Source organism: uncultured Bacteroides sp. (assembly GCF_947632445.1).
Lineage (GTDB): Bacteria > Bacteroidota > Bacteroidia > Bacteroidales > Bacteroidaceae > Bacteroides.
The window spans coordinates 20,693-39,460 of sequence record NZ_CANRPM010000003.1; the positions used below are offsets into that span (position 1 = coordinate 20,693).

At 53.3% G+C, this 18,768-nt stretch carries 16 protein-coding genes; 6 read left to right on the top strand and 10 right to left on the bottom strand.

All coding sequences use genetic code 11. The annotated features are described in order from the left end of the window. Positions 1–13: 13 nt before the first annotated feature. Positions 14–1,483, top strand: coding sequence for an Ig-like domain-containing protein (locus tag Q0Z70_RS01130; protein ID WP_298071834.1), 1,470 nt, complete (start codon positions 14–16; stop codon positions 1,481–1,483). Between the two features lie 221 nt (positions 1,484–1,704). Here Q0Z70_RS01130 and Q0Z70_RS01135 read toward each other — a convergent pair whose 3' ends face one another. The 3 genes from Q0Z70_RS01135 to leuS are packed head-to-tail and all read right to left on the bottom strand — an operon-like array spanning position 1,705 to position 6,049. Continuing rightward, complete coding sequence (locus Q0Z70_RS01135) at positions 1,705–2,283, bottom strand: non-canonical purine NTP diphosphatase (protein ID WP_298071836.1); 579 nt, start codon at positions 2,281–2,283, stop codon at positions 1,705–1,707. Positions 2,284–2,297: 14 nt separating this feature from the next. Continuing rightward, a complete protein-coding gene (locus Q0Z70_RS01140; RefSeq protein WP_298071838.1) occupies positions 2,298–3,200 on the bottom strand; it encodes a YitT family protein in 903 nt (300 codons plus the stop codon). 11 nt (positions 3,201–3,211) lie between these two features. Further along, positions 3,212–6,049: a leucine--tRNA ligase gene (leuS, locus tag Q0Z70_RS01145; protein WP_298071840.1), complete on the bottom strand. Its 2,838-nt coding sequence runs from the start codon at positions 6,047–6,049 to the stop codon at positions 3,212–3,214. A 195-nt stretch (positions 6,050–6,244) separates the two neighbouring features. On the opposite strand from leuS, the gene Q0Z70_RS01150 reads away from it, so the two are divergent. From Q0Z70_RS01150 to dacB, 5 genes are all read left to right on the top strand, one after another. After that, complete coding sequence (locus Q0Z70_RS01150; protein ID WP_298071842.1) at positions 6,245–7,201, top strand: DMT family transporter; 957 nt, start codon at positions 6,245–6,247, stop codon at positions 7,199–7,201. Between the two features lie 21 nt (positions 7,202–7,222). Beyond that, complete coding sequence (locus Q0Z70_RS01155) at positions 7,223–8,113, top strand: DMT family transporter (protein ID WP_298071843.1); 891 nt, start codon at positions 7,223–7,225, stop codon at positions 8,111–8,113. Between the two features lie 478 nt (positions 8,114–8,591). Next, positions 8,592–9,941 (top strand): dihydrolipoyl dehydrogenase, encoded by a 1,350-nt coding sequence (gene lpdA, locus Q0Z70_RS01160; RefSeq protein ID WP_298071845.1) that lies wholly within the window; start codon positions 8,592–8,594, stop codon positions 9,939–9,941. Between the two features lie 19 nt (positions 9,942–9,960). Next, a complete protein-coding gene (locus tag Q0Z70_RS01165) occupies positions 9,961–10,386 on the top strand; it encodes a DUF2007 domain-containing protein (protein WP_298071921.1) in 426 nt (141 codons plus the stop codon). Positions 10,387–10,390: 4 nt separating this feature from the next. Beyond that, positions 10,391–11,866 carry a D-alanyl-D-alanine carboxypeptidase/D-alanyl-D-alanine-endopeptidase gene (dacB, locus tag Q0Z70_RS01170; RefSeq protein WP_366807073.1) on the top strand — a complete coding sequence of 492 codons (1,476 nt, stop codon included), beginning with the start codon at positions 10,391–10,393 and terminating at the stop codon, positions 11,864–11,866. Here dacB and trpA read toward each other — a convergent pair whose 3' ends face one another. The 7 genes from trpA to trpB all read right to left on the bottom strand — a co-directional run bounded on the left by trpA (position 11,867) and on the right by trpB (position 18,580). Next, positions 11,867–12,646, bottom strand: coding sequence for a tryptophan synthase subunit alpha (gene trpA, locus Q0Z70_RS01175; RefSeq protein ID WP_298071847.1), 780 nt, complete (start codon positions 12,644–12,646; stop codon positions 11,867–11,869). It abuts the gene before it with no gap. A 10-nt stretch (positions 12,647–12,656) separates the two neighbouring features. After that, positions 12,657–13,652 carry an anthranilate phosphoribosyltransferase gene (gene trpD, locus Q0Z70_RS01180; protein WP_298071849.1) on the bottom strand — a complete coding sequence of 332 codons (996 nt, stop codon included), beginning with the start codon at positions 13,650–13,652 and terminating at the stop codon, positions 12,657–12,659. A gap of 267 nt (positions 13,653–13,919) precedes the next feature. Beyond that, entirely contained in the window at positions 13,920–14,504 is a 585-nt protein-coding gene (locus Q0Z70_RS01185; RefSeq protein ID WP_298071851.1) for an aminodeoxychorismate/anthranilate synthase component II, read from the bottom strand. Beyond that, on the bottom strand, positions 14,504–15,151 hold the full coding sequence (locus Q0Z70_RS01190; protein ID WP_298071853.1) for a phosphoribosylanthranilate isomerase: 648 nt from the start codon (positions 15,149–15,151) through the stop codon (positions 14,504–14,506). Before Q0Z70_RS01190 ends, Q0Z70_RS01185 begins: the two co-directional genes overlap by 1 nt. Then, positions 15,148–15,978 carry an indole-3-glycerol phosphate synthase TrpC gene (trpC, locus tag Q0Z70_RS01195; protein ID WP_298071855.1) on the bottom strand — a complete coding sequence of 277 codons (831 nt, stop codon included), beginning with the start codon at positions 15,976–15,978 and terminating at the stop codon, positions 15,148–15,150. The genes Q0Z70_RS01190 and trpC overlap by 4 nt, the downstream gene beginning before the upstream one ends. Positions 15,979–15,995: 17 nt before the next feature. Continuing rightward, positions 15,996–17,393, bottom strand: coding sequence for an anthranilate synthase component I family protein (locus tag Q0Z70_RS01200; RefSeq protein ID WP_298071857.1), 1,398 nt, complete (start codon positions 17,391–17,393; stop codon positions 15,996–15,998). Beyond that, a complete protein-coding gene (gene trpB, locus Q0Z70_RS01205; RefSeq protein WP_298071858.1) occupies positions 17,390–18,580 on the bottom strand; it encodes a tryptophan synthase subunit beta in 1,191 nt (396 codons plus the stop codon). Before trpB ends, Q0Z70_RS01200 begins: the two co-directional genes overlap by 4 nt. Between the last annotated feature and the right edge of the window lie 188 nt (positions 18,581–18,768).

The window sequence follows — 18,768 nt, forward strand, 5'->3', positions numbered from 1 at the left end:
AACACTAAAAAAGATGATTAAGAGAATACATAAAACAGGATTATGGATGTTGCTGGGCTTGATGACAGGTGGGTTCGGCAGCTCCTGCGACGACAATAGCGAGATTATTTATAAGGATTCCGAAACGGACGACCCGATCGTTACACGGTTGAATGTTTCACCGAGAAACATCGAGTTGGCTTTCACCGATGAGGAGGAATTCACTGTGGCCGTGCGACCCGTCTCTTCGAAAATCGAGTGGGAGTCGAGTAATCCCGAAATTGCCTATGTCGATGAGAATAACAGAATTATTCCCGTAGGAGTCGGCAGCGTCGAATTTACAGCCAAAGCCGGCGATTTAACCGACAAGGTCACAGCCACGATTCACTCCTCCATCATAGTAGATGACTATGCATTCATGGAAAAGGGTACGAGGGGCAATGTTCCGACCTTGCAAATTGTTCCAGAAAGCACTCAGTACACCATTACGAGTGGGAATGAGAATGCTGTTTCGGTCTCGGGATCTCAAATTTCAGCAGTTGAGGGAGGTATTTCCAGACTCAGCATTCATACTGAAGACGGACAAAGCCGGGATATTGTCATCGGCGTTACCGATGAAGGACATACTTTAAAGGCTGGAAAAGGCGAGGCGTATTTTTATGACGGTACGGCGCTTGGACATCCGGGATACGATATTGCGGTTCTGGCCCTTTCTGAAAATGATGTCACTTATACCGATGGCGGGCAGTGGGGAGGTACTGGAAAAGGATTATTTCTTAAACTCTACTGTGATAGCCAGCAAGGGACGATTCCCAATGGTATATATACTCCTGGAGATGGTGAATTCAATTATTATAACTCGTTATCGTATCTCATTGATGCCGAAACAAATGTAAAAGAAACCATCTCTTATGGCGATGTCGACATTGCTTCAGACGGTGTTACTGCAAAACTCATTGCCGGTTCCAACGCCTATATCGTGAACTTTTCCGGGAAGCGGACCGAAAAGCCGCACCAATATGCATACGATTCTAAAAACGACACATACACCAATGATAATTTTATAAAAGGTAGCGTTAGCATTGACCATAATGGTACAATGTTCTACGGCGGATACGGCAATGGATGGAGATTTCAGATTTATCTTACGAGTTCCGACTATATACAGATTATGATATGGTCAAGAGACACCAACAAAATTGATGAAGAATATCCGCTTAACGGTGGATTTTGCGAACAGGGAACTATCGGATGTATGGGGTATGGTTACACATCCCTTCTGTATTCCAACCGCACGTCATCTTATTTCTCTTCGGGCGGCACGTTCCGTACACCCGGATTCGCTCGCGAGGATAAAAAAATCATTTTGGGTTTTGAGGGAACTTTTAACTATTCACTCAGCGAAAATGTCAACGAAATCGGTGAACAGCGAACGTTACCAGGCTCCATCACTCTGAATGTCTCTCAATATGAATTCAATATTAGCTCAGAACGAGGAGGTTAATCGAGCAGGGGGTAACAAGAATAGTTATTCGTATCAGGAAAAGTTCGACACCTGTCGGAAGTGGCCATTTTGTGACTTCTGACATGTACACCGAACTTCATATAACAGGAGCCATCCGTGAAATTAAACACGGATGGCTTTTACTATGTAAATTCAACAATATTAGTGACGGCGTCTCCGGTTTCATTTTTTCGCTAATAATTCATCGAATCCACGTTAAATCAAATGGACTTTAAGAATTTGCAAAGCTTCTGTGTAGCCTTGGTTCGGTGACTGATTTTGTTCTTTTCTGCATTACCCATTTCTGCAAAGGTCTGGGTATAGCCTTCGGGCACGAAGATGGGGTCATAGCCGAAGCCGGAAGTTCCTTTTCGTGTCTTAGTAATCTTTCCTCGAACTATGCCTTCGAACAAATGTTCTTTTCCGTCGATAATCAGGGCGAAAACAGTGTGGAACTGAGCTTTGCGGTTCTCTATGCCTTCCAAGTCCTGAAGCAACTTTTTCATATTGGCTTCGGAGTTGTGGGAATCGCCTGCATAACGGGCCGAATAGATGCCTGGCGCACCGTTCAACGCCTCTACTTCGAGGCCGGTATCATCGGCAAAGCAGTCCATGTGATAGTTTTCGTAAATATATCGTGCCTTTATCAAGGCGTTTCCTGCTAAGGTGTCAGCCGTTTCGGGAATGTCTGTCTGGCAGTTGATGTCCTTCATACTGAGAATTCCTATCTTGTCACCTACGATGTCTTTTACTTCTTCCAGCTTGTGGGCATTGTTAGTTGCAAAAACATATTTCTTCATATTCTTGATAGAAATTATTTTTTTTTCAGTTTATCGAACCCTTCGCCATATACACCGATGACTGAACTTTGCGAGATAAAGGCATTTGGGTCGATGTCCTTGACCAGACGGAAGATTTCGACAGACTGACGCTTGTAGGCAAGAACGACCAGTACCTTGACGTGGTCCTTGCTATACCAGCCTATACCGTCGAGTACCGTCACGCCGCGGTGGGTTTCCTTGATGATGCGGTCGGCTATTTTTTCGTATTCTTTGGAGAAAATAAGGAATTGAACCGATTGGCGGGCACTGTTCACGACGTAGTCGAGTACAAAGCCGATGACGAACAACGTCACAAAACCGAATATCACACGACGCCAGTCATGGAAGATGAAGTAGCATGAGCTGATGATAACGATGTCGCAAGCCATAATCATACGCCCTAACGTCACGTCGCGATACTTGTTGATGATGGCGGCGATAATATCCGTTCCGCCCGTACTTCCGTTGCAGTTGAACACGATACCGAGGCCTAAACCGCACATAACCGCACCGATGAGGCAGGCCATGGAGTCCTGTCCCGGCCCCAATAATTGTGGAAATGTACCGTCGGGGTTCTTCACTAACCATTGGAAGAATTCCAGCAGAATGGTCAGCATGAAGATGGCATAGGTTGTTTTAATGCTGAATTTTGGGCCCAGTATTTTGATAGCAAAGGTCATCAGTACGGCATTGATGAGGAAGTAGGAGTACTGGATAGGGAAGCCGGTGGCATAATAAATGATGGCCCCGATACCTGTAGTTCCACCTGTCGTAATCTGATAGGGAAGCAGGAAAGCTGCCCATGCCAGTGAATAGCTGGTAAGTCCGAGAGTAATCATGAAATAGTCTTTCAGTTCCCTCATCAGTATGGCTTTGTTCGGTTTACTAAGATGCATAGTTTACGGCTTTATTTTACTACGATATTCACAATTTTCTTTGGCACGACGATGACTTTCACAACTGATTTACCCTCCATCCACTTGGCTGAGCGTTCGTCGATCAGTACTTCTGCCTGGATGGCATCCGAAGCAGCATCAGCGGGAAACTCCTTGTTGAAGCGCGCCTTGCCATTGAAGGAGATGGTGTAGTTCACGGTGTTTTCCACCAAGTATTCCTCGTTGTAGGTGGGCCAATGGGCGTCGCATACGGAACCGGCATTATTCAGTAGCTTCCACAATTCCTCGCAGACGTGGGGAGCGAAAGGAGCCAGCACTACAATCAGTTGGTTCAGGATTTCCTTCTTGCTGCATTTCAGGGACGAAAGCTCGTTGACGCAGATCATAAAGGCACTGATGCTGGTATTATATGAGAAAGTTTCAATGTCGTTCGTCACCTTCTTAATGAGCTTGTGAAGCGACTTCAGTTCATCCTTAGTGGCCGCTTCGTCGGTCACGAGATACTGGCCTGAACGGTCGTAGAAGAGCGACCAGAATTTCTTAAAGAAGCGGTGAACGCCGTCGATACCGTTCGTGTCCCAGGGTTTGGACTGCTCTACCGGGCCGAGGAACATCTCGTACATGCGTAACGTATCGGCGCCATATTTCTCGACAATCATGTCGGGATTTACGACATTGAACATAGATTTCGACATTTTCTCTATCGCCCAACCGCAGATGTACTTCCCGTCTTCAAGGATAAACTCTGCGGTGTCGTATTCAGGACGCCAGTTTTTGAAGGCTTCCACGTCGAGGACGTCGTTCGATACGATATTTACATCTACGTGGAGCGGAGTAGTTTCGTACTGATCTTTAAGACCCAGCGATACGAAGGTGTTGGTATCTTTGATGCGATATACGAAGTTGCTTCGTCCCTGGATCATGCCCTGGTTCACCAATTTTTGGAAAGGTTCTTCTACGGCGGAGATATTCAGGTCGTGCAGAAACTTATTCCAGAAGCGGGAATAGATTAAATGGCCGGTGGCATGTTCCGTACCGCCTACGTAGAGGTCTACGTTCTTCCAATAGGCATCCACTTTCGGGTCTACCAATGCCGTGTGATTGCGTGGATCCATGTAGCGTAAATAGTAGGCGCTGGAGCCTGCAAATCCCGGCATAGTGTTCAGTTCGAGGGGGAAAACGGTCTGGTTATCAATCTTGCTGTTTTCTACTACGCAGTTGTTTACTGTATCCCAAGCCCACTTTGTGGCATGTCCCAATGGAGGTTCACCTGTTTCGGTAGGAAGGAACTTGGCCACTTCGGGCAGTTCCAGCGGCAAACTGCTTTCGGGAATCATGTAGGGCATGTTGTCTTTATAGTAAACGGGGAACGGTTCGCCCCAATAACGTTGGCGGCTGAAGATGGCGTCGCGCAGACGATAGTTTACCTTGACACGGCCCAAATGGTGTTCTTTGACGTATTTCTTGGTAGCGGCGATGGCTTCCTTAATGGTAAGTCCGTTCAGCGAAAGGCTGCAATAGGGAGTAGTGCCGGCCTTCGGTGAGTTGCAGACGATGCCTTCCTTGGCGTCGAAGCTTTCTTCGCTCACATCACAACCCTCGACTAACGGACGGATTTCCAAGCCGAAATGCTTGGCAAAAGCGTAGTCACGCGAGTCGTGGGCAGGCACAGCCATGATGGCACCCGTACCATATCCGGCCAGTACATAGTCGCTGATCCAAATGGGTACGGCCTCTCCTGTGAAAGGATTGATGGCATACGAACCCGAAAAGACGCCCGTCACACTGCGGTCGCTGATGCGTTCGCGCTCTGTACGCTTCTTGGTGCGGTCTAAATAGGCTTCCACTTCGGCCTTTTGGGCTTCGGTTGTTACCTGAAGAACCAGCTCGCTTTCAGGCGCCAGCACCATAAACGTTACGCCAAACATTGTATCGGCACGGGTAGTAAAGATAGTGAACTCCAAATCGCTGTCCTTTACTTTGAACTGAACTTCGGTACCTTCCGAGCGACCTATCCAGTTACGCTGTGTTTCCTTCAGCGAGTCGGTCCAGTCGATGGTCTCTAATCCGTCGAGAAGACGCTGGGCGTAGGCCGATACGCGCAGACACCATTGGCGCATCTTCTTCTGAACAACGGGATAACCGCCGCGTTCCGATACACCGTCCACCACTTCGTCGTTGGCCAATACGGTACCCAGTTGCGGACACCAGTTCACCATGGTTTCGCCTAAGTAGGCAATTCGGTAGTTCATCAATGTTTCCTGCTGCCGCTTTTCACTCATGGCCTTCCATTCGTCGGCCGTGAAACTCAGTTCCTCGCTGCAGGCCACGTCCAAACCTTCGGTGCCGTTGGCTTCGAAAGCCTTCACCAATTGGACGATGGGTTGTGCCTTTTGCAGCTTGTTGTCGTAGTAGCTCTGGAACATCTGCTGGAAAGTCCATTGCGTCCAGTGGTAGTATTCAGGATCGCAGGTGCGTATCTCGCGGTTCCAGTCGAATGAGAAGCCTATCTTGTCGAGCTGTTCGCGATAGCGGTTGATATTGTTGACGGTGGTAATTGCAGGGTGTTGACCGGTCTGGATGGCATATTGTTCGGCAGGCAGACCGTAGGCATCGTAGCCCATGGGGTTCAGTACGTTGAAGCCTTGCAGTCGTTTGTAGCGGGCGTAAATGTCCGAAGCGATGTAGCCCAGCGGATGTCCCACATGCAAACCTGCGCCTGAAGGGTAGGGGAACATGTTCAGTACATAGAATTTCTGTTTCGTATCGTCTTCCGTTACCTGATAGGTCTTATTGTCTATCCATTGTTTCTGCCATTTCTTTTCAATCTCCCTGAAATTGTATTCCATACTGATATCTGTTAATAATTTACTGAAAACGTGTTTATATCTTCTTATTTCGGTTTATAAGATGGTTAATAAAACGTTGCAAATGTACAGGTTTATTTTCAGATTTGCCCATCAAGCCGATAAAAAATATGGGGTTGCGGGCATACGTTGCTTACTTTTCTCCTAATTTTGCGCTCGAAACAGGAATATTCACTTATGGATACAGCAAAGATGAAAGGCCATGCTGCGATGCTGGCGGCTAACAGTATGTGGGGACTGATGGCCCCGCTGGCCAAGTTCGTTATGATAGGAGGGGCGGTCAGTTCGCTGGTAATGACTGACTTGCGCGTCTTCGGAGCAATGGTTCTCTTTTGGATTTTTTCCTTTTTCCAGAAACCAGAGCATGTGGATCACAAGGACTTGATGAAACTCTTTGCAGCTTCGCTTCTGGCTATTGTGTTCAATCAGGGAAGTTATATCTTCGGTGTAGGGCTGACTTCGCCTGTCGATGCTTCCATCATCACGACCAGTATGCCGCTCATCGCCATGATATTGGCGGCTATATTCTTGAAAGAACCTATTACGGGGCGGAAGATATTGGGCATCGCTGTGGGCGCATCGGGCGCGTTACTGCTCATTTTAGGAAGTTCACAAGCGGCGGCCGGTGCGGCAGTGAAGGGCGACAATCCTGTGCTGGGCGACGTGTTTGTGCTCTTGGCGCAGTGCAGTTATGCTTTCTATTTTGTGTTGTTCAAGAATTTCGTGACTAAGTATTCGGCAGTGACGGTGATGAAATGGATGTTCACCTACGCCTTCATCTGTCTGCTGCCTTTCTCGTATAACAGCCTTCTGGCTACCGATTGGCTGGCACTCGACGGAGCTCGCATAGCCTCCATCCTTTTCGTGGTGGCAGGCGCTACGTTCCTTAGTTATATTTTGATTATCGTAGGTCAGAAAAACCTGCGCCCGACGGTGGCAGGCATGTATAACTATATCCAGCCGTTAGTCGCCACGATTGTGGCCATCTGTTGGGGCATGGACAGCTTTAACCTGACGAAAATACTTTCTGTCGTGATGATTTTCGGCGGCGTCTGGCTGGTGACCTCCAGTCGCAGCCGGGCCGAGATGGAAGCTGATGAATTGGAAAGACAGGCGAAAAACGTGGATAAATAAGTAGAAACAGGAGAGGGAACAATGAAGGACGGCAAGAATTTCAAGTGGCATCTGACAGCCATCGTGGTAGTAGGTATTTGGGGCATGACGTTCATTTCGACCCGTGTGCTGATAGAGAACGGGCTTACGCCGCAGGAGATTTTCCTGTTGCGCTTTCTTATAGCCTATGTAGGCATTTGGTTTATTTCGCCCCGAACCTTGTTTTGCCGCACGTGGCACGACGAAGGTTGGATGCTGCTGGCAGGCGTAACGGGCGGTTCGCTCTACTTCCTGACGGAGAATACGGCCCTCGAAAAGACGCTTACCACAAACGTGGCCTTTATCGTGTGCAGCACACCCCTGCTCACGATGTTGCTGGCGCGGCTCTTCTATCGGAGCGAACGGGCTACATGGAGGTTGGCATGCGGTTCGTTACTGGCTCTGCTGGGTGTGGGCTTGGTCATTTTCAATGGCAATTTCGTATTGAAGCTCTCTCCGTTGGGCGACGTGCTCTCGCTGACGGCTGCCCTTTGCTGGGCTTTCTATAGCTTGATTATGCGTCGGGTGGCCGACCGTTACTCCACGATTTTCATTACTCGTAAGGTCTTTTTCTACGGCGTGCTCACCATTCTTCCAGCTTTCGCGGTGCGTCCCTGGCAATTTCCGACGGAGGCGTTTGCACGGCCTTCCGTTTGGATGAACCTGTTGTTCCTCAGTGTATTGGCTTCGTTGGTGTGCTTCGTCGTGTGGAATTTCATCCTGAAACAGCTGGGTACTGTCCGGGCTTCCAATTACATTTATCTGAATCCCATCTTCACATCCATCGGTGCCCTGCTTTTCTTGGGCGAACCGTTGACAGTCGTAGCCCTGTTGGGTGCGGCCTGTGTGTTGTGTGGAGTTTATTTGGCGGGGAAGAAACAGGCGGGAGAATGATTTTTTTCATGATTTGGCGGATTGTTCGTTTATCAGTGTATTCCCTTTCTTTATGTTGACAATCTTTTCTTTTCGCTGACATCCATGTTTTTCAAAAAGTGTGGAATAGAAGATTTAGAGGGCTTTTAAGGCCGTTTTTCCCCTGTTTTCAGGTATGTTTGCGTGGTTTTTGGCGGTATTTCCCTTTGTAAATGCGTTTGTTTTCTCTCGGAAAAGCGGCGGTTTTCTCTTCGTAAAGTATTGCTTTGCGAGGAGAAACAGATACTTTTAGCCTTTTACTCTCCTTTTTTGCTTTCTTTTATCGGCCTTCGATGTGTATGGCAAGCAAATATTCTTTATATTTGTTGCCACAATTAAATCGAAACCATATGTGCACAATATAATTGCCTTTCTGATGGTAGTCGTGTCAATGTGGCCGGCCGCCTCACCGGCAAAGGAAATGATTGAATAACCCTATATATAAATAAAGAATAATACCATGGAAAGATCTCAAGTTGCCATTATCGGCGGAGGCCCTGCGGGCTATACCGCCGCCGAAGCTGCCGGACGGGCAGGACTGAGTGTTGTACTTTTCGAGAAAAACAGTTTGGGAGGTGTTTGCCTGAACGAGGGCTGCATTCCCACCAAGACGTTGTTGTATTCGGCCAAGACCTACGACAGCGCGTGCCATGCCTTGAAATATGCTGTGTCGGCCGAAAACGTGAGTTTCGATCTGCCCAAAATCATCGCCCGCAAGCAGAAAGTGGTGCGCAAGCTGGTGTTGGGTATTAAGGCCAAGCTGACGGCCCACAATGTAAAGATCGTGACGGGCATGGCCGAAGTGGTGGATAAGAACCATGTACGTTGCGGAGAAGAAGTCTATGAATGTGACAATCTGTTGCTTTGCACCGGCTCAGAAACGTTCATTCCACCCATCGCAGGTGTGGATACCGTGCCCTACTGGACGCATCGCGATGCGCTCGACAACAAAGAGCTGCCTCACTCGCTGGCCATTATCGGCGGCGGAGTCATCGGGATGGAGTTTGCTTCGTTCTTCAACAGCTTGGGCGTGCAGGTGACGGTCATCGAAATGGTGGACGAAATATTGGGCGGCATGGACAAGGAACTCTCTGCCCTTCTGCGGGCCGACTATGCCAAGCGGGGCGTGAAGTTCATGCTTAGCACAAAGGTAGTTTCCCTGGCTGCGGCCGAAGGCGGGCAGGTACAGGTCAATTATGAGAACGCCGAAGGCGCAGGCTCCGTCGTGGCTGAACGTCTGCTGATGAGCGTGGGCCGCCGTCCTGTGACGAAGGGCTTCGGATTGGAAAACCTTGACCTGAGAAAGACCGAACGAGGCAGCATCGTGGTAGACGAACACATGCAGACTTCCCTGCCCGGTGTCTATGTTTGCGGCGATCTGACGGGCTTCTCGCTTCTGGCTCATACCGCTGTGCGTGAGGCCGAAGTGGCCGTGAACCACATTGCGGGCAAGGAAGACAAGATGAGTTACCGTGCTATTCCCGGCGTGGTATATACCAATCCTGAGATTGCGGGCGTGGGCGAGACGGAAGAATCGTTGCAGCGGAAAGGTATCGCCTGTCGCGTAGTCAAACTTCCTATGGCCTATAGCGGCCGCTTCGTGGCGGAAAACGAGGGCTTGAATGGCCTCTGCAAGCTCATCTTGGCTGAGAATGACACCATTTTGGGTGCACATGTACTGGGCAATCCTGCCAGTGAAATCATCACACTGGCCGGTATGGCTGTCGAGCTGAAACTCAAGGCCGAGGAGTGGAAGAAGATTGTTTTTCCGCATCCTACGGTGGGTGAGATCTTCCGCGAGGCGTTATAAGGAAGAAAAGAAATGAATGATGAAAACAGTACGGTTGATAACCTGTAAGGATGCTTTTCAGGCCAACCTCATCAAAGGGGCTTTGGAGAATGAAGGCATCGAGTCGGTACTCCACAACGAGAACTTCTCCAATCTCTATCGTGGCATGAGTACCAACTTTACCGGTGTGGATATTTTGGTATGCGAGGACGACTACGAGGCAGCCCTGCGTCTGCTCGAAAGGAACGGGATGGTGGAGAGCCGTCGGATGTTTTGTCCCCGTTGCGGTTCGGCAGATGTAAAGTTCCGTTTGCAGAGGCGGCATCGGATACGGGCATTCTTTGCCGTGCTGCTTTCGTCGCTTTCGGGCGGTTCGTTCGGCACAAATCATTGGGAGTGCGTCTGCCAGCATTGCGGAGCCGTGTCCGATGCGGCGGAGGCACAGCAGGAAAAGAATAAGGAATAGGGGAATGAAACGGATGAATATGGTTCGGATATTATTGGTATGGGCGGTTCTGTTGGAACCGCTTTCTTTTGTCTGTGCGCAGGCCGACAGCCTGTTGCGGGCACATATCGACACGATTGTAAAGCATGACCTGCCGCCGGGCAGCAACACAGGCATCTGCATCTTCGACCTGACAGCCGGACGCATGCTTTACGAATATCAGGCCGACAAGCTTTCGAAACCCGCCTCGACCATGAAGATGATGACGGCTATCACGGCCTTGTCGCAGCCGGGGGTGATGGAACCCTTCCGAACCGAATTGTGGACTACAGGCTGCGTGGTGGGCGACACGTTGAAAGGCGACCTCTATGTGGTGGGCGGCTTTGACCCCGAATTCGATGAAGACGACTTGGAGGAGCTTATCGGCGGCCTGACGAAGCAAGGCATCCGCGTGGTGGACGGAGCTATCGTGGGCGACGTGTCGATGAAGGATTCGCTCTATTGGGGTTCGGGCTGGCTGTGGGACGATGCTCCGGCTGCCTATCAGCCCTATCTCTCGCCCCTGATGCTGAACAAAGGGGCATTGGAGTTGTCGATACGTCCTTCCGAACAAGGAATGGCGGCAGTGGTGAAATGTACTCCTGCTTCTACCTATTATATATTGGAGAACTATACGCGCAGTTATTCATCGACCGATGGACCTTTACGCGCGACGCGCAACTGGATGGAGAACGGCAACCGCATCACCCTGGAGGGTAATGTGCGGGGTACGGAAAACCGTTCGTTCAGTCTGTTCGATTCCGGCCGCATGTTCATGCACGTTTTTGTGGAGCGGCTGATGAAGGCGGGCATCCATTGTACGGCTGTGGCAGACAGCACCCGTGCGGGGATTGAGGCGGCTTATTGTTTTGCCGAACTGCCCCTTGAGGGACGGACGAAGCTGGTCGTACACGAAACATCCCTGCAAGACGTGCTCGACGAGATGCTTAAAGAAAGCGACAATCTGAACGCCGAAGCCATGCTCTGGCGGGCAGGTGTACTGGCTACGGGCGGAAAGAAGCGCATAGCGGCCAAGGATGGATTGGATGCCATGCGTGCCTTGATAAAGCGTATCGGACTGAACCCGAAGCATTACAGCCTGGCTGACGGTTGCGGCCTGTCGCACTACGACTACCTCTCGCCCGAATTGTTAGTGGCCATGCTCCGTTATGCCTATTCGCGTAGCGACATCTTCTCACCGCTCTACAAAGCCCTGCCTGTGAGCGGGGTGGACGGCACGCTGAAGCATCGCATGGGTTACGGCACGCCCGGTTTCCGGCAGGTGCATGCCAAGACCGGCTCTTACACGGGCATCAATGCGCTGGCAGGTTATCTGAAGACGGCCAACGAGCATTGGGTGGCCTTTGCCATCCTGACGCAGAATGTCCTCTCGGCCCGCCAGGCGCGTGCCTTTCAGGATGCCGTGTGCTTAGAGGTCGTGAAGACTTCCGTTCAGGAATGACTAATCCTTCGTCAGTGCCTCTTTCAGTTGGGTGATGGCGCGGGTTGCGTCGCCTCCGGCTTCGTTGAGCAGGGTGACGAACCGGCTGCCGATGATGGCGCCCGACGAGGCTTGGCAGGCTGCCTCGAACGTGGATTTGTTGGAGATGCCGAAGCCTACCAGTCGTGGATGCTTCAGCCCCAGGCCGTCGATGCGGCGGAAGTACTCCTGCTTCTGCTCGTCGAACGACCGTTGGGTTCCCGTGACGGCGGCCGAAGACACCATGTAGATGAAGCCTCCCGTGTACCGGTCGATTTCGCGCACCCGTTCATCGCTCGTTTCGGGCGTGATGAGTATGACCACGTGCAGGCCGTAGCGTTCGGCTGTGGCTTGGTAGTGCTCGCGGTATTCGCGCAGGGGCAGGTCGGGGATGATGAGGCCGTCGATGCCGCACGCCCGGCAACGCTGGCAGAAAGCCTCGAAGCCGAACTGGAGGATAGGGTTGAGATAGCCCATCAGCAGCAGGGGAATATGCACCGTGCGGCGGATGTCGGCCAGTTGGTCGAAGAGGCGGCGCACGGTCATGCCGTTGCGCAGGGCGGTGGTGGCTGCCTGCTGGATGACGGGGCCGTCGGCTAAGGGGTCGCTGAAAGGAATGCCTATCTCAATCATGTCCACGCCCGCGTCTTGCAGGGCCTGGATGGTGGCGGCGGTGCCGTCGAGGGTGGGGCAGCCTGCACAGAAGTAAATGGACAGGATGCGGCTGCGCTTGGTCTGGAAAAGTTGGTCTATACGGTTCATGTTTCCTTGTTTATCGGTTGATTTCAATGAATTTCTTCAGGGTCTGCAATGCCTGCCCGCTTTCCAGCGAGCGGCGGGCGATGTCGATGCACTCGCCTATCTCCTTCTCCGGCTCCATGAGCTGGATGGCGAAGGCGGCATTCACCAGCACGCAGTGTTTCTGTGCCGGGGTGGCACGGTTGGTAAGTACGGCGTCGAAGATACGGCTTGCGTCCTCGCGGCTCCGGCCTCCTTGCAGTTCGGTGGGGCGGGCCGGTTCAAAGCCCAGTTCTTGCGGGCGGTAGATGCGCTCGTCGCGGCGCGTCATCACCTTGAACTCGTCGGTCAGGGAGATTTCGTCGTAGTTGTCGAGGCTGTTGACTACGGCAAACTCTACGCCCGCCTTGCTGAAGACATAGGTGTAGAGGCGCATCAGCGGCAGCCTGCTGACACCCAGCAGCTGGTAGGCCGGACGGCAGGGGTTGACGAGCGGGCCCAGCAGGTTGAACAGTGTGCGCACGCCCAACGCCTTGCGCACGGCGGCCACCGACTTCATGGCGGGGTTGAAGAGTTGGGCATGCAGGTAGGCCAGGTTGCATTCGTCCATGCTGCGGCGCAGCGTGTCGGGGTTGGCGGTGAAGCGGATGCCGTGTTCCTCGATGACGTCGCTTGCGCCGCTCACCGACGTGGCGCCGTAGTTGCCGTGCTTGGCCACCTTGTAGCCCGCGCCTGCCACGACGAAGCAGGCACAGGTGGAGATGTTGAACGTGTTCTTGCCGTCGCCCCCCGTGCCCACGATGTCGATGGGACGATAGGGTGCGAAGTCGATGGGCACGCGCGTCTGCATCAGTGCCTCGCGGAAGCCGGTCAGCTCGTCTACGGTGATGTCGCGCATGCAGAAGACGGTCAGTAGGGCTGCTACTTGTGCGTCGGGGTAGCGGCCGGCCGTGATGTCGAGCAGCAGTTGGCGGGCTTCGGCCTCGCTCAGGTGCTCGTGATTGAAGAGTCGGGAAAGTATCTGTTTCATGAGTGGTTAGTGATTAATGGTAAATAAATGTTACATATAAATTGCTTTGAAAGGGTTGCCGTGACCTGTGACTGCACCTCACTCGTGACCCATCGTCAAGGGTATTCGTGACTCGTAACGAAGGGTCACGAATACCCTTTGATGCGAGTGTTCGTGACTCGTGCCACCCCCGTCCAGAATACCTTCTGAGCGGGGGTCGAAGACGGTTTTGCAGGCGAACGGAAACATGCGGCAGGCATCTTGAAATTGTTTTACATCGTTCCGATTTTATGACACATGGTCTATCCAGTTGCGGATGATGCGTTCGCCCAAAGGCGTCAGTACCGATTCGGGGTGGAACTGGATGCCGTGCACGTCCAGCGTGCGGTGGCGCAGGCCCATGATGAGGCCCTCGTCGCTCACGGCGGTGACGGCCAGTGCGTCGGGCAGGTCGGTACGGTCTACCACCCACGAATGGTATCGGCCTACGGCCAGACGTCGGGGCAGGCCGTCGAACAGGTAGTCGTCGGCCACGTCGGGCCCGAAGAGGCTGATTTCGGTCTGTACGCCGTGAAATACGTCGGTCAGGTTGCGCAGCCGTGCGCCGAAGGCTTCGCCGATGGCCTGTTCTCCTAGGCAGACGCCCAGGATGGGTTTGGTCGTGGCATAGGTCTCGATGACAGACATCAGCAGTCCGGCTTCCTGCGGGATGCCGGGGCCGGGTGAGAGCAGCAGCTTGTCGCAGGCCGCCAGGTCGGGCAGGTCGAAGCGGTCGTTGCGCAGCACGGTGACCCGTGCGCCTGCCTGTTCGACCAGTTGCACCAGGTTGTAGGTGAACGAGTCGTAGTTGTCTATGATAGCGATGTGGTTCATTAGGATATAAGTCTTTTAAGTGATTCGTTTTGTTCAGTTAATTCATGCAGGAAGCCGCGCAACCGCTCCACGTCCTTCAGGCCGGGGGCCGTCTCGAAGCAGCTGTTGAGGTCGATGCCTGCCAGCTGCGGGTGGTGGAACCGGCGGATGGCACTTGCACTGCCGGCGTTGAGGCCTCCGCTCAGGAAGAACGGTGTGCGGCCGGCGTAGCGGTGGAGCAAGTCCCAGTCGAACTGCTGTCCCGTGCCGCCCGGTTGGGGCGTCTTGCTCTCGAAGAGGAAGTAGTCGCAGGCATCTTGGTAGGCTTCCGTAGCGGCCACGTCGTGCGGAGTGGCCAGATGAAAGGCCTTGACGACCTTCAGCCCGTGATTCTCGCGCAGGGCCCGGCAGTACGGGGGAAGCTCCTTGCCGTGCAGCTGCACATAAGTCAATCCGAAACGGTCGGCATACGCCAGCACGGTTTCTTGGGTTTCGTCGACGAACACTCCGATGCGCTGTGCCCGGCGGGGCAGGTAGTCGGGCATCTGACGGACGAAGCGGGGCGAGGGTGGATAGAATACGAAGCCGATGAAGTCCACGCCCAGCTCCTCGACCTGACGGATGTTCTCGCCGTCGGTCATGCCGCATACTTTGACAAGCAGGTTCATAAGGCGGCAGGATTTGACAGGTGGGACATCTGTTGGATGAACGTGCGCAGTTCGTCGCCCGGACGTTCGCTCCGCATGAAACGCTCGCCGATGAGCAGTCCGCGATAGCCGTGATGTCGCAGCAGGCAGGCCGTCTCGGCGTCGTGGATGCCGCTTTCGGCCACTTTCAACGGGTCTGTGTCTGCCGTAGCCTGCGTCAGGGCTTCGGCCAGGTCGATGGCATGCGAGGCGTCGGTATGGAAGGTGCCCAGACTGCGGTTGTTCACCCCTACAAGGTCGGGATGGCAATCTAAGTAGTCCAGCTCGTCGGGAGTGTGCAGTTCGAGCAAGACCTCCAGTCCCAGTTCGTGGGCCTGTTGCGTCAGTTCGCCGCACTGGCTTCGGTCGAGGCAGGCGGCGATGAGCAGCACGGCATCCGCTCCGGCCGCACGTGCCTGCAACAACTGGTAAGGGTCGATGACGAAGTCCTTGCGCAGGATGGGCAGGGTCGTAAGCGGACGGGCGGCGGTAAGGTCGCCTAATCTGCCGGCAAAGAAAGCTTCGTCCGTCAGGATGGAAAGGGCGGCGGCCCCTGCGGCCTCGTATTGGGGGACTACCTCGTCAGGCCGTGCCTCGCGGTTGATCCAGCCTTTCGACGGTGAGCGGCGTTTGAACTCGGCGATGATGCCTGTGGACGAGGCTGCCAGAGCCTGCCTCAGGCTGTATGTGGTCCGGTGTTCCGTCCTGTCGGCTGCTACGGCCAAGTCGTCGGCTGATAGGTGGTGCTTCTGCGTCTCCACCTCCTCACGTTTGTGTGCGATAATCTCTTTCAGAATGTCTTTTCCCATTGTCATGTATTCTTGGGTTAAAAGTTCTGTGCCAATTCGATGGCGCGGCGCAGGGCCGCCAGCTTGTTGTTCACTTCCTGCAATTCGTTCTCTACGTTGCTTTTGGCTACGATGCCGCCGCCGGCCTGAAACCACAATACACTGTTGCGGCTTACGAAAGTGCGGATGGTGATAGCCTGGTTGAGCGAACCGTCCAGTCCGATGAAGCCGATGCATCCGCCGTAGGCTCCGCGATTGTGAGGCTCCAGTTCGCTGATGAGCTGCATGGCTCGTACTTTGGGCGCACCGCTCAGCGTTCCGGCAGGGAAAGTGTCGAGGAAGGTCTTCACGGCATTGGTTCCCGGTCGCAGATCGCCGCTGACGCGGCTGACGAGGTGAATGACGTGGCTGTACAGCTGCGGCTCACGGAAGAAGTCCACACGCACGTCGGTACAGTTTCGTGCCAGGTCGTTTCGTGCCAGGTCAACGAGCATCACGTGTTCTGCGTTTTCCTTGGGGTCTTCCAGCAGACGTTGGGTGGCTGCCTCATCTTCTTCCCGGTTTCCTGTGCGTCGGGTAGTACCTGCTATCGGGTCGATGTAGGCCCGTCCGTCGACGATGCGGCAGTGCGTTTCGGGCGAGGAGCCGAAGATGCGGAGGCCTCCGAAGTCGAAGTAGAAGAGGTAGGGCGAGGGGTTGACGCTGCGCAAGGCACGGTAGAGGTTGAAGTCGTCACCCTCGAACTGTTGCTCGAAGCGGCGTGACAGCACCATCTGGAACACGTCGCCCCGCAGACAATGGGCGATGGCACGGCGGATGTTGGCGCGGTGTTCGTCGTCGGTTAGGGTGGAGGTCACTTCTCCCGTAGGGCGAAAGCTGTAGGTAGGGAAGTTACGATTCATAATAGCGGTCTGTACTTGGTCGAGATTGCTGGTCTCGCCTTCACCTAACATCTCGACAAGCATCAGTTCGTGGCTGAAGTCGTTGAAGACGATGATGTAGCGGTAGAGGATGTAGAGGGCATCGGGGGCGTCGTTCAGCGTCTGTCGGCTGTCCTTTACGGCAATGCCTTCGAGGTAGCGCACGGCGTTGAACGAGGTGTAGCCGTAGAGACCGCAGTAACGGCTCCCTTCGCCTGTAACCTGAAAGCGGGATAGGAAGTGGTTCAGAGCCGATTCCATACCTCCTTCGGCTTCCAGCGTGTTCTCCTGACGCGAACTGTCGGGCATCCGGGTTACGATGATGCCATGCCCGATGCTGATGGAAGCGATGGGGCAAAGGCCGATGAAAGAGCGACCGTTTTCGCCTCCGTGATAGTCGGAACTCTCCATGAGTGCACTTTGTGGGAAGAGGTCGCGCAGTTTCAGGTACGTACTGACTGGGGTGTGAATGTCGCCGGGCAGGGTACGTGTTTGGGTAGTGTAATGGTAGATCATAAGCTATAATTTTTTTGATGTCTCAGATATGTATCCATGTCTTTGTCGCCGCGTCCCGATACCGTGATAACCACTACCTCGTCGTGGCGGGTCTGAAGGTGGGGCAGTACGGCCAATGCGTGTGCGCTCTCTAATGCGGGGATGATACCTTCCAGTCGGGTCAGCTCGTAGGCGGCACGCAGAGCTTCGTCATCGTTGATAGCCATGACGTCGGCCCGCTTCGTAGCGGCCAGGTGGGCGTGCAGGGGGCCGATGCCCGGATAGTCCAAGCCAGCGGAGATGGAGTAAGGCTCAGTTACTTGTCCATCCTCGTCCTGAATGACGTAGGTGCGTGCGCCGTGCAGAATGCCTGTGCGTCCCAATGCCAGCGTTGCTGCCGTCTTTCCTGAATCTACGCCCAGTCCTCCTGCTTCGGCCAGTACGATGTGTACCTGCGGGTCGTCCAGAAAGTGCAACAGGGTACCGGCGGCATTGCTTCCTCCACCTACGCAGGCTATCAGATGGTCGGGATGCTCACGTCCTTCCAGTTCTGACAGCTGGCGGGCAATCTCTTCACCGATGACCGATTGCAGGTGGGCTACCAGTTGTGGATAGGGATGCGGCCCCACAGTAGAGCCTATCAGATAGTAGGTGTCATTGGGATGGCAGCACCAGTAGCGAATGGCCTCGTTTGTGGCGTCTTTCAATGTGGCGTTGCCCGAAGTGACAGGAACTACCTGTGCACCCAGCATCTTCATCTTCTCTACATTGACACGTTGGCGTTCGATGTCGGTCTGCCCCATGAACACGAGGCATTCCATACCGGCTAAGGCACAGACGGTGGCGGCTGCCACGCCGTGTTGCCCGGCACCTGTTTCGGCAATGATGCGTCGCTTGTTCATGCGGCGGGCCAGCAACATCTGGCCTATGGCGTTGTTGATTTTGTGGGCACCGGTGTGGTTCAAGTCTTCTCGCTTTAGATAGATTTTGCAGCCGTATTTCTCAGACAGGCGGCGAGCATGATAAAGGGGCGAAGGGCGGCCTACGTAATGTCGCAGCAGGTTCTCGAATTCTTGTTTGAAATCATCACTGGGCAGGATGGTGTGGCAGGCCTCCTGTAGCTGGCTGATGCATCGGTGCAGTATTTCGGGGATATAGGCTCCGCCGAACTCACCGTAATAGCCGTTTGAATCAATTGAATAGTTCATTGTTGCAATGTATTTTGAAGTATTGTTTTTGAAATTGGGGTAAAAAGGAAAAGAGCTCCGTCGCAAGTTGCGGCAAAGCTCTTTTCTTTTTTTGCTTGTTTTTTCCGGCTATCCCTATCCTTTCGGAAAGGGAAAGCAGTGTATTAACAACTGCATATATGAGTGTTGCCTCCTTTACGACTTTGTAT

Excerpts from the sequence above, each read along its gene's own strand:
- lpdA (WP_298071845.1), top strand. The coding sequence starts at position 8,592 with ATGGAAAGATCTCAAGTTGCCATTATCGGCGGAGGCCCTGCGGGCTAT.
- Q0Z70_RS01150 (WP_298071842.1), top strand. The coding sequence starts at position 6,245 with ATGGATACAGCAAAGATGAAAGGCCATGCTGCGATGCTGGCGGCTAAC.
- dacB (WP_366807073.1), top strand. The coding sequence starts at position 10,391 with ATGAAACGGATGAATATGGTTCGGATATTATTGGTATGGGCGGTTCTG.
- trpB (WP_298071858.1), bottom strand. The coding sequence starts at position 18,580 with ATGAACTATTCAATTGATTCAAACGGCTATTACGGTGAGTTCGGCGGA.
- Q0Z70_RS01155 (WP_298071843.1), top strand. The coding sequence starts at position 7,223 with ATGAAGGACGGCAAGAATTTCAAGTGGCATCTGACAGCCATCGTGGTA.
- trpD (WP_298071849.1), bottom strand. The coding sequence starts at position 13,652 with ATGAAACAGATACTTTCCCGACTCTTCAATCACGAGCACCTGAGCGAG.
- Q0Z70_RS01135 (WP_298071836.1), bottom strand. The coding sequence starts at position 2,283 with ATGAAGAAATATGTTTTTGCAACTAACAATGCCCACAAGCTGGAAGAA.
- Q0Z70_RS01185 (WP_298071851.1), bottom strand. The coding sequence starts at position 14,504 with ATGAACCACATCGCTATCATAGACAACTACGACTCGTTCACCTACAAC.
- Q0Z70_RS01190 (WP_298071853.1), bottom strand. The coding sequence starts at position 15,151 with ATGAACCTGCTTGTCAAAGTATGCGGCATGACCGACGGCGAGAACATC.
- Q0Z70_RS01200 (WP_298071857.1), bottom strand. The coding sequence starts at position 17,393 with ATGATCTACCATTACACTACCCAAACACGTACCCTGCCCGGCGACATT.
- Q0Z70_RS01165 (WP_298071921.1), top strand. The coding sequence starts at position 9,961 with ATGAAAACAGTACGGTTGATAACCTGTAAGGATGCTTTTCAGGCCAAC.
- leuS (WP_298071840.1), bottom strand. The coding sequence starts at position 6,049 with ATGGAATACAATTTCAGGGAGATTGAAAAGAAATGGCAGAAACAATGG.
- Q0Z70_RS01130 (WP_298071834.1), top strand. The coding sequence starts at position 14 with ATGATTAAGAGAATACATAAAACAGGATTATGGATGTTGCTGGGCTTG.
- trpC (WP_298071855.1), bottom strand. The coding sequence starts at position 15,978 with ATGGGAAAAGACATTCTGAAAGAGATTATCGCACACAAACGTGAGGAG.
- Q0Z70_RS01140 (WP_298071838.1), bottom strand. The coding sequence starts at position 3,200 with ATGCATCTTAGTAAACCGAACAAAGCCATACTGATGAGGGAACTGAAA.
- trpA (WP_298071847.1), bottom strand. The coding sequence starts at position 12,646 with ATGAACCGTATAGACCAACTTTTCCAGACCAAGCGCAGCCGCATCCTG.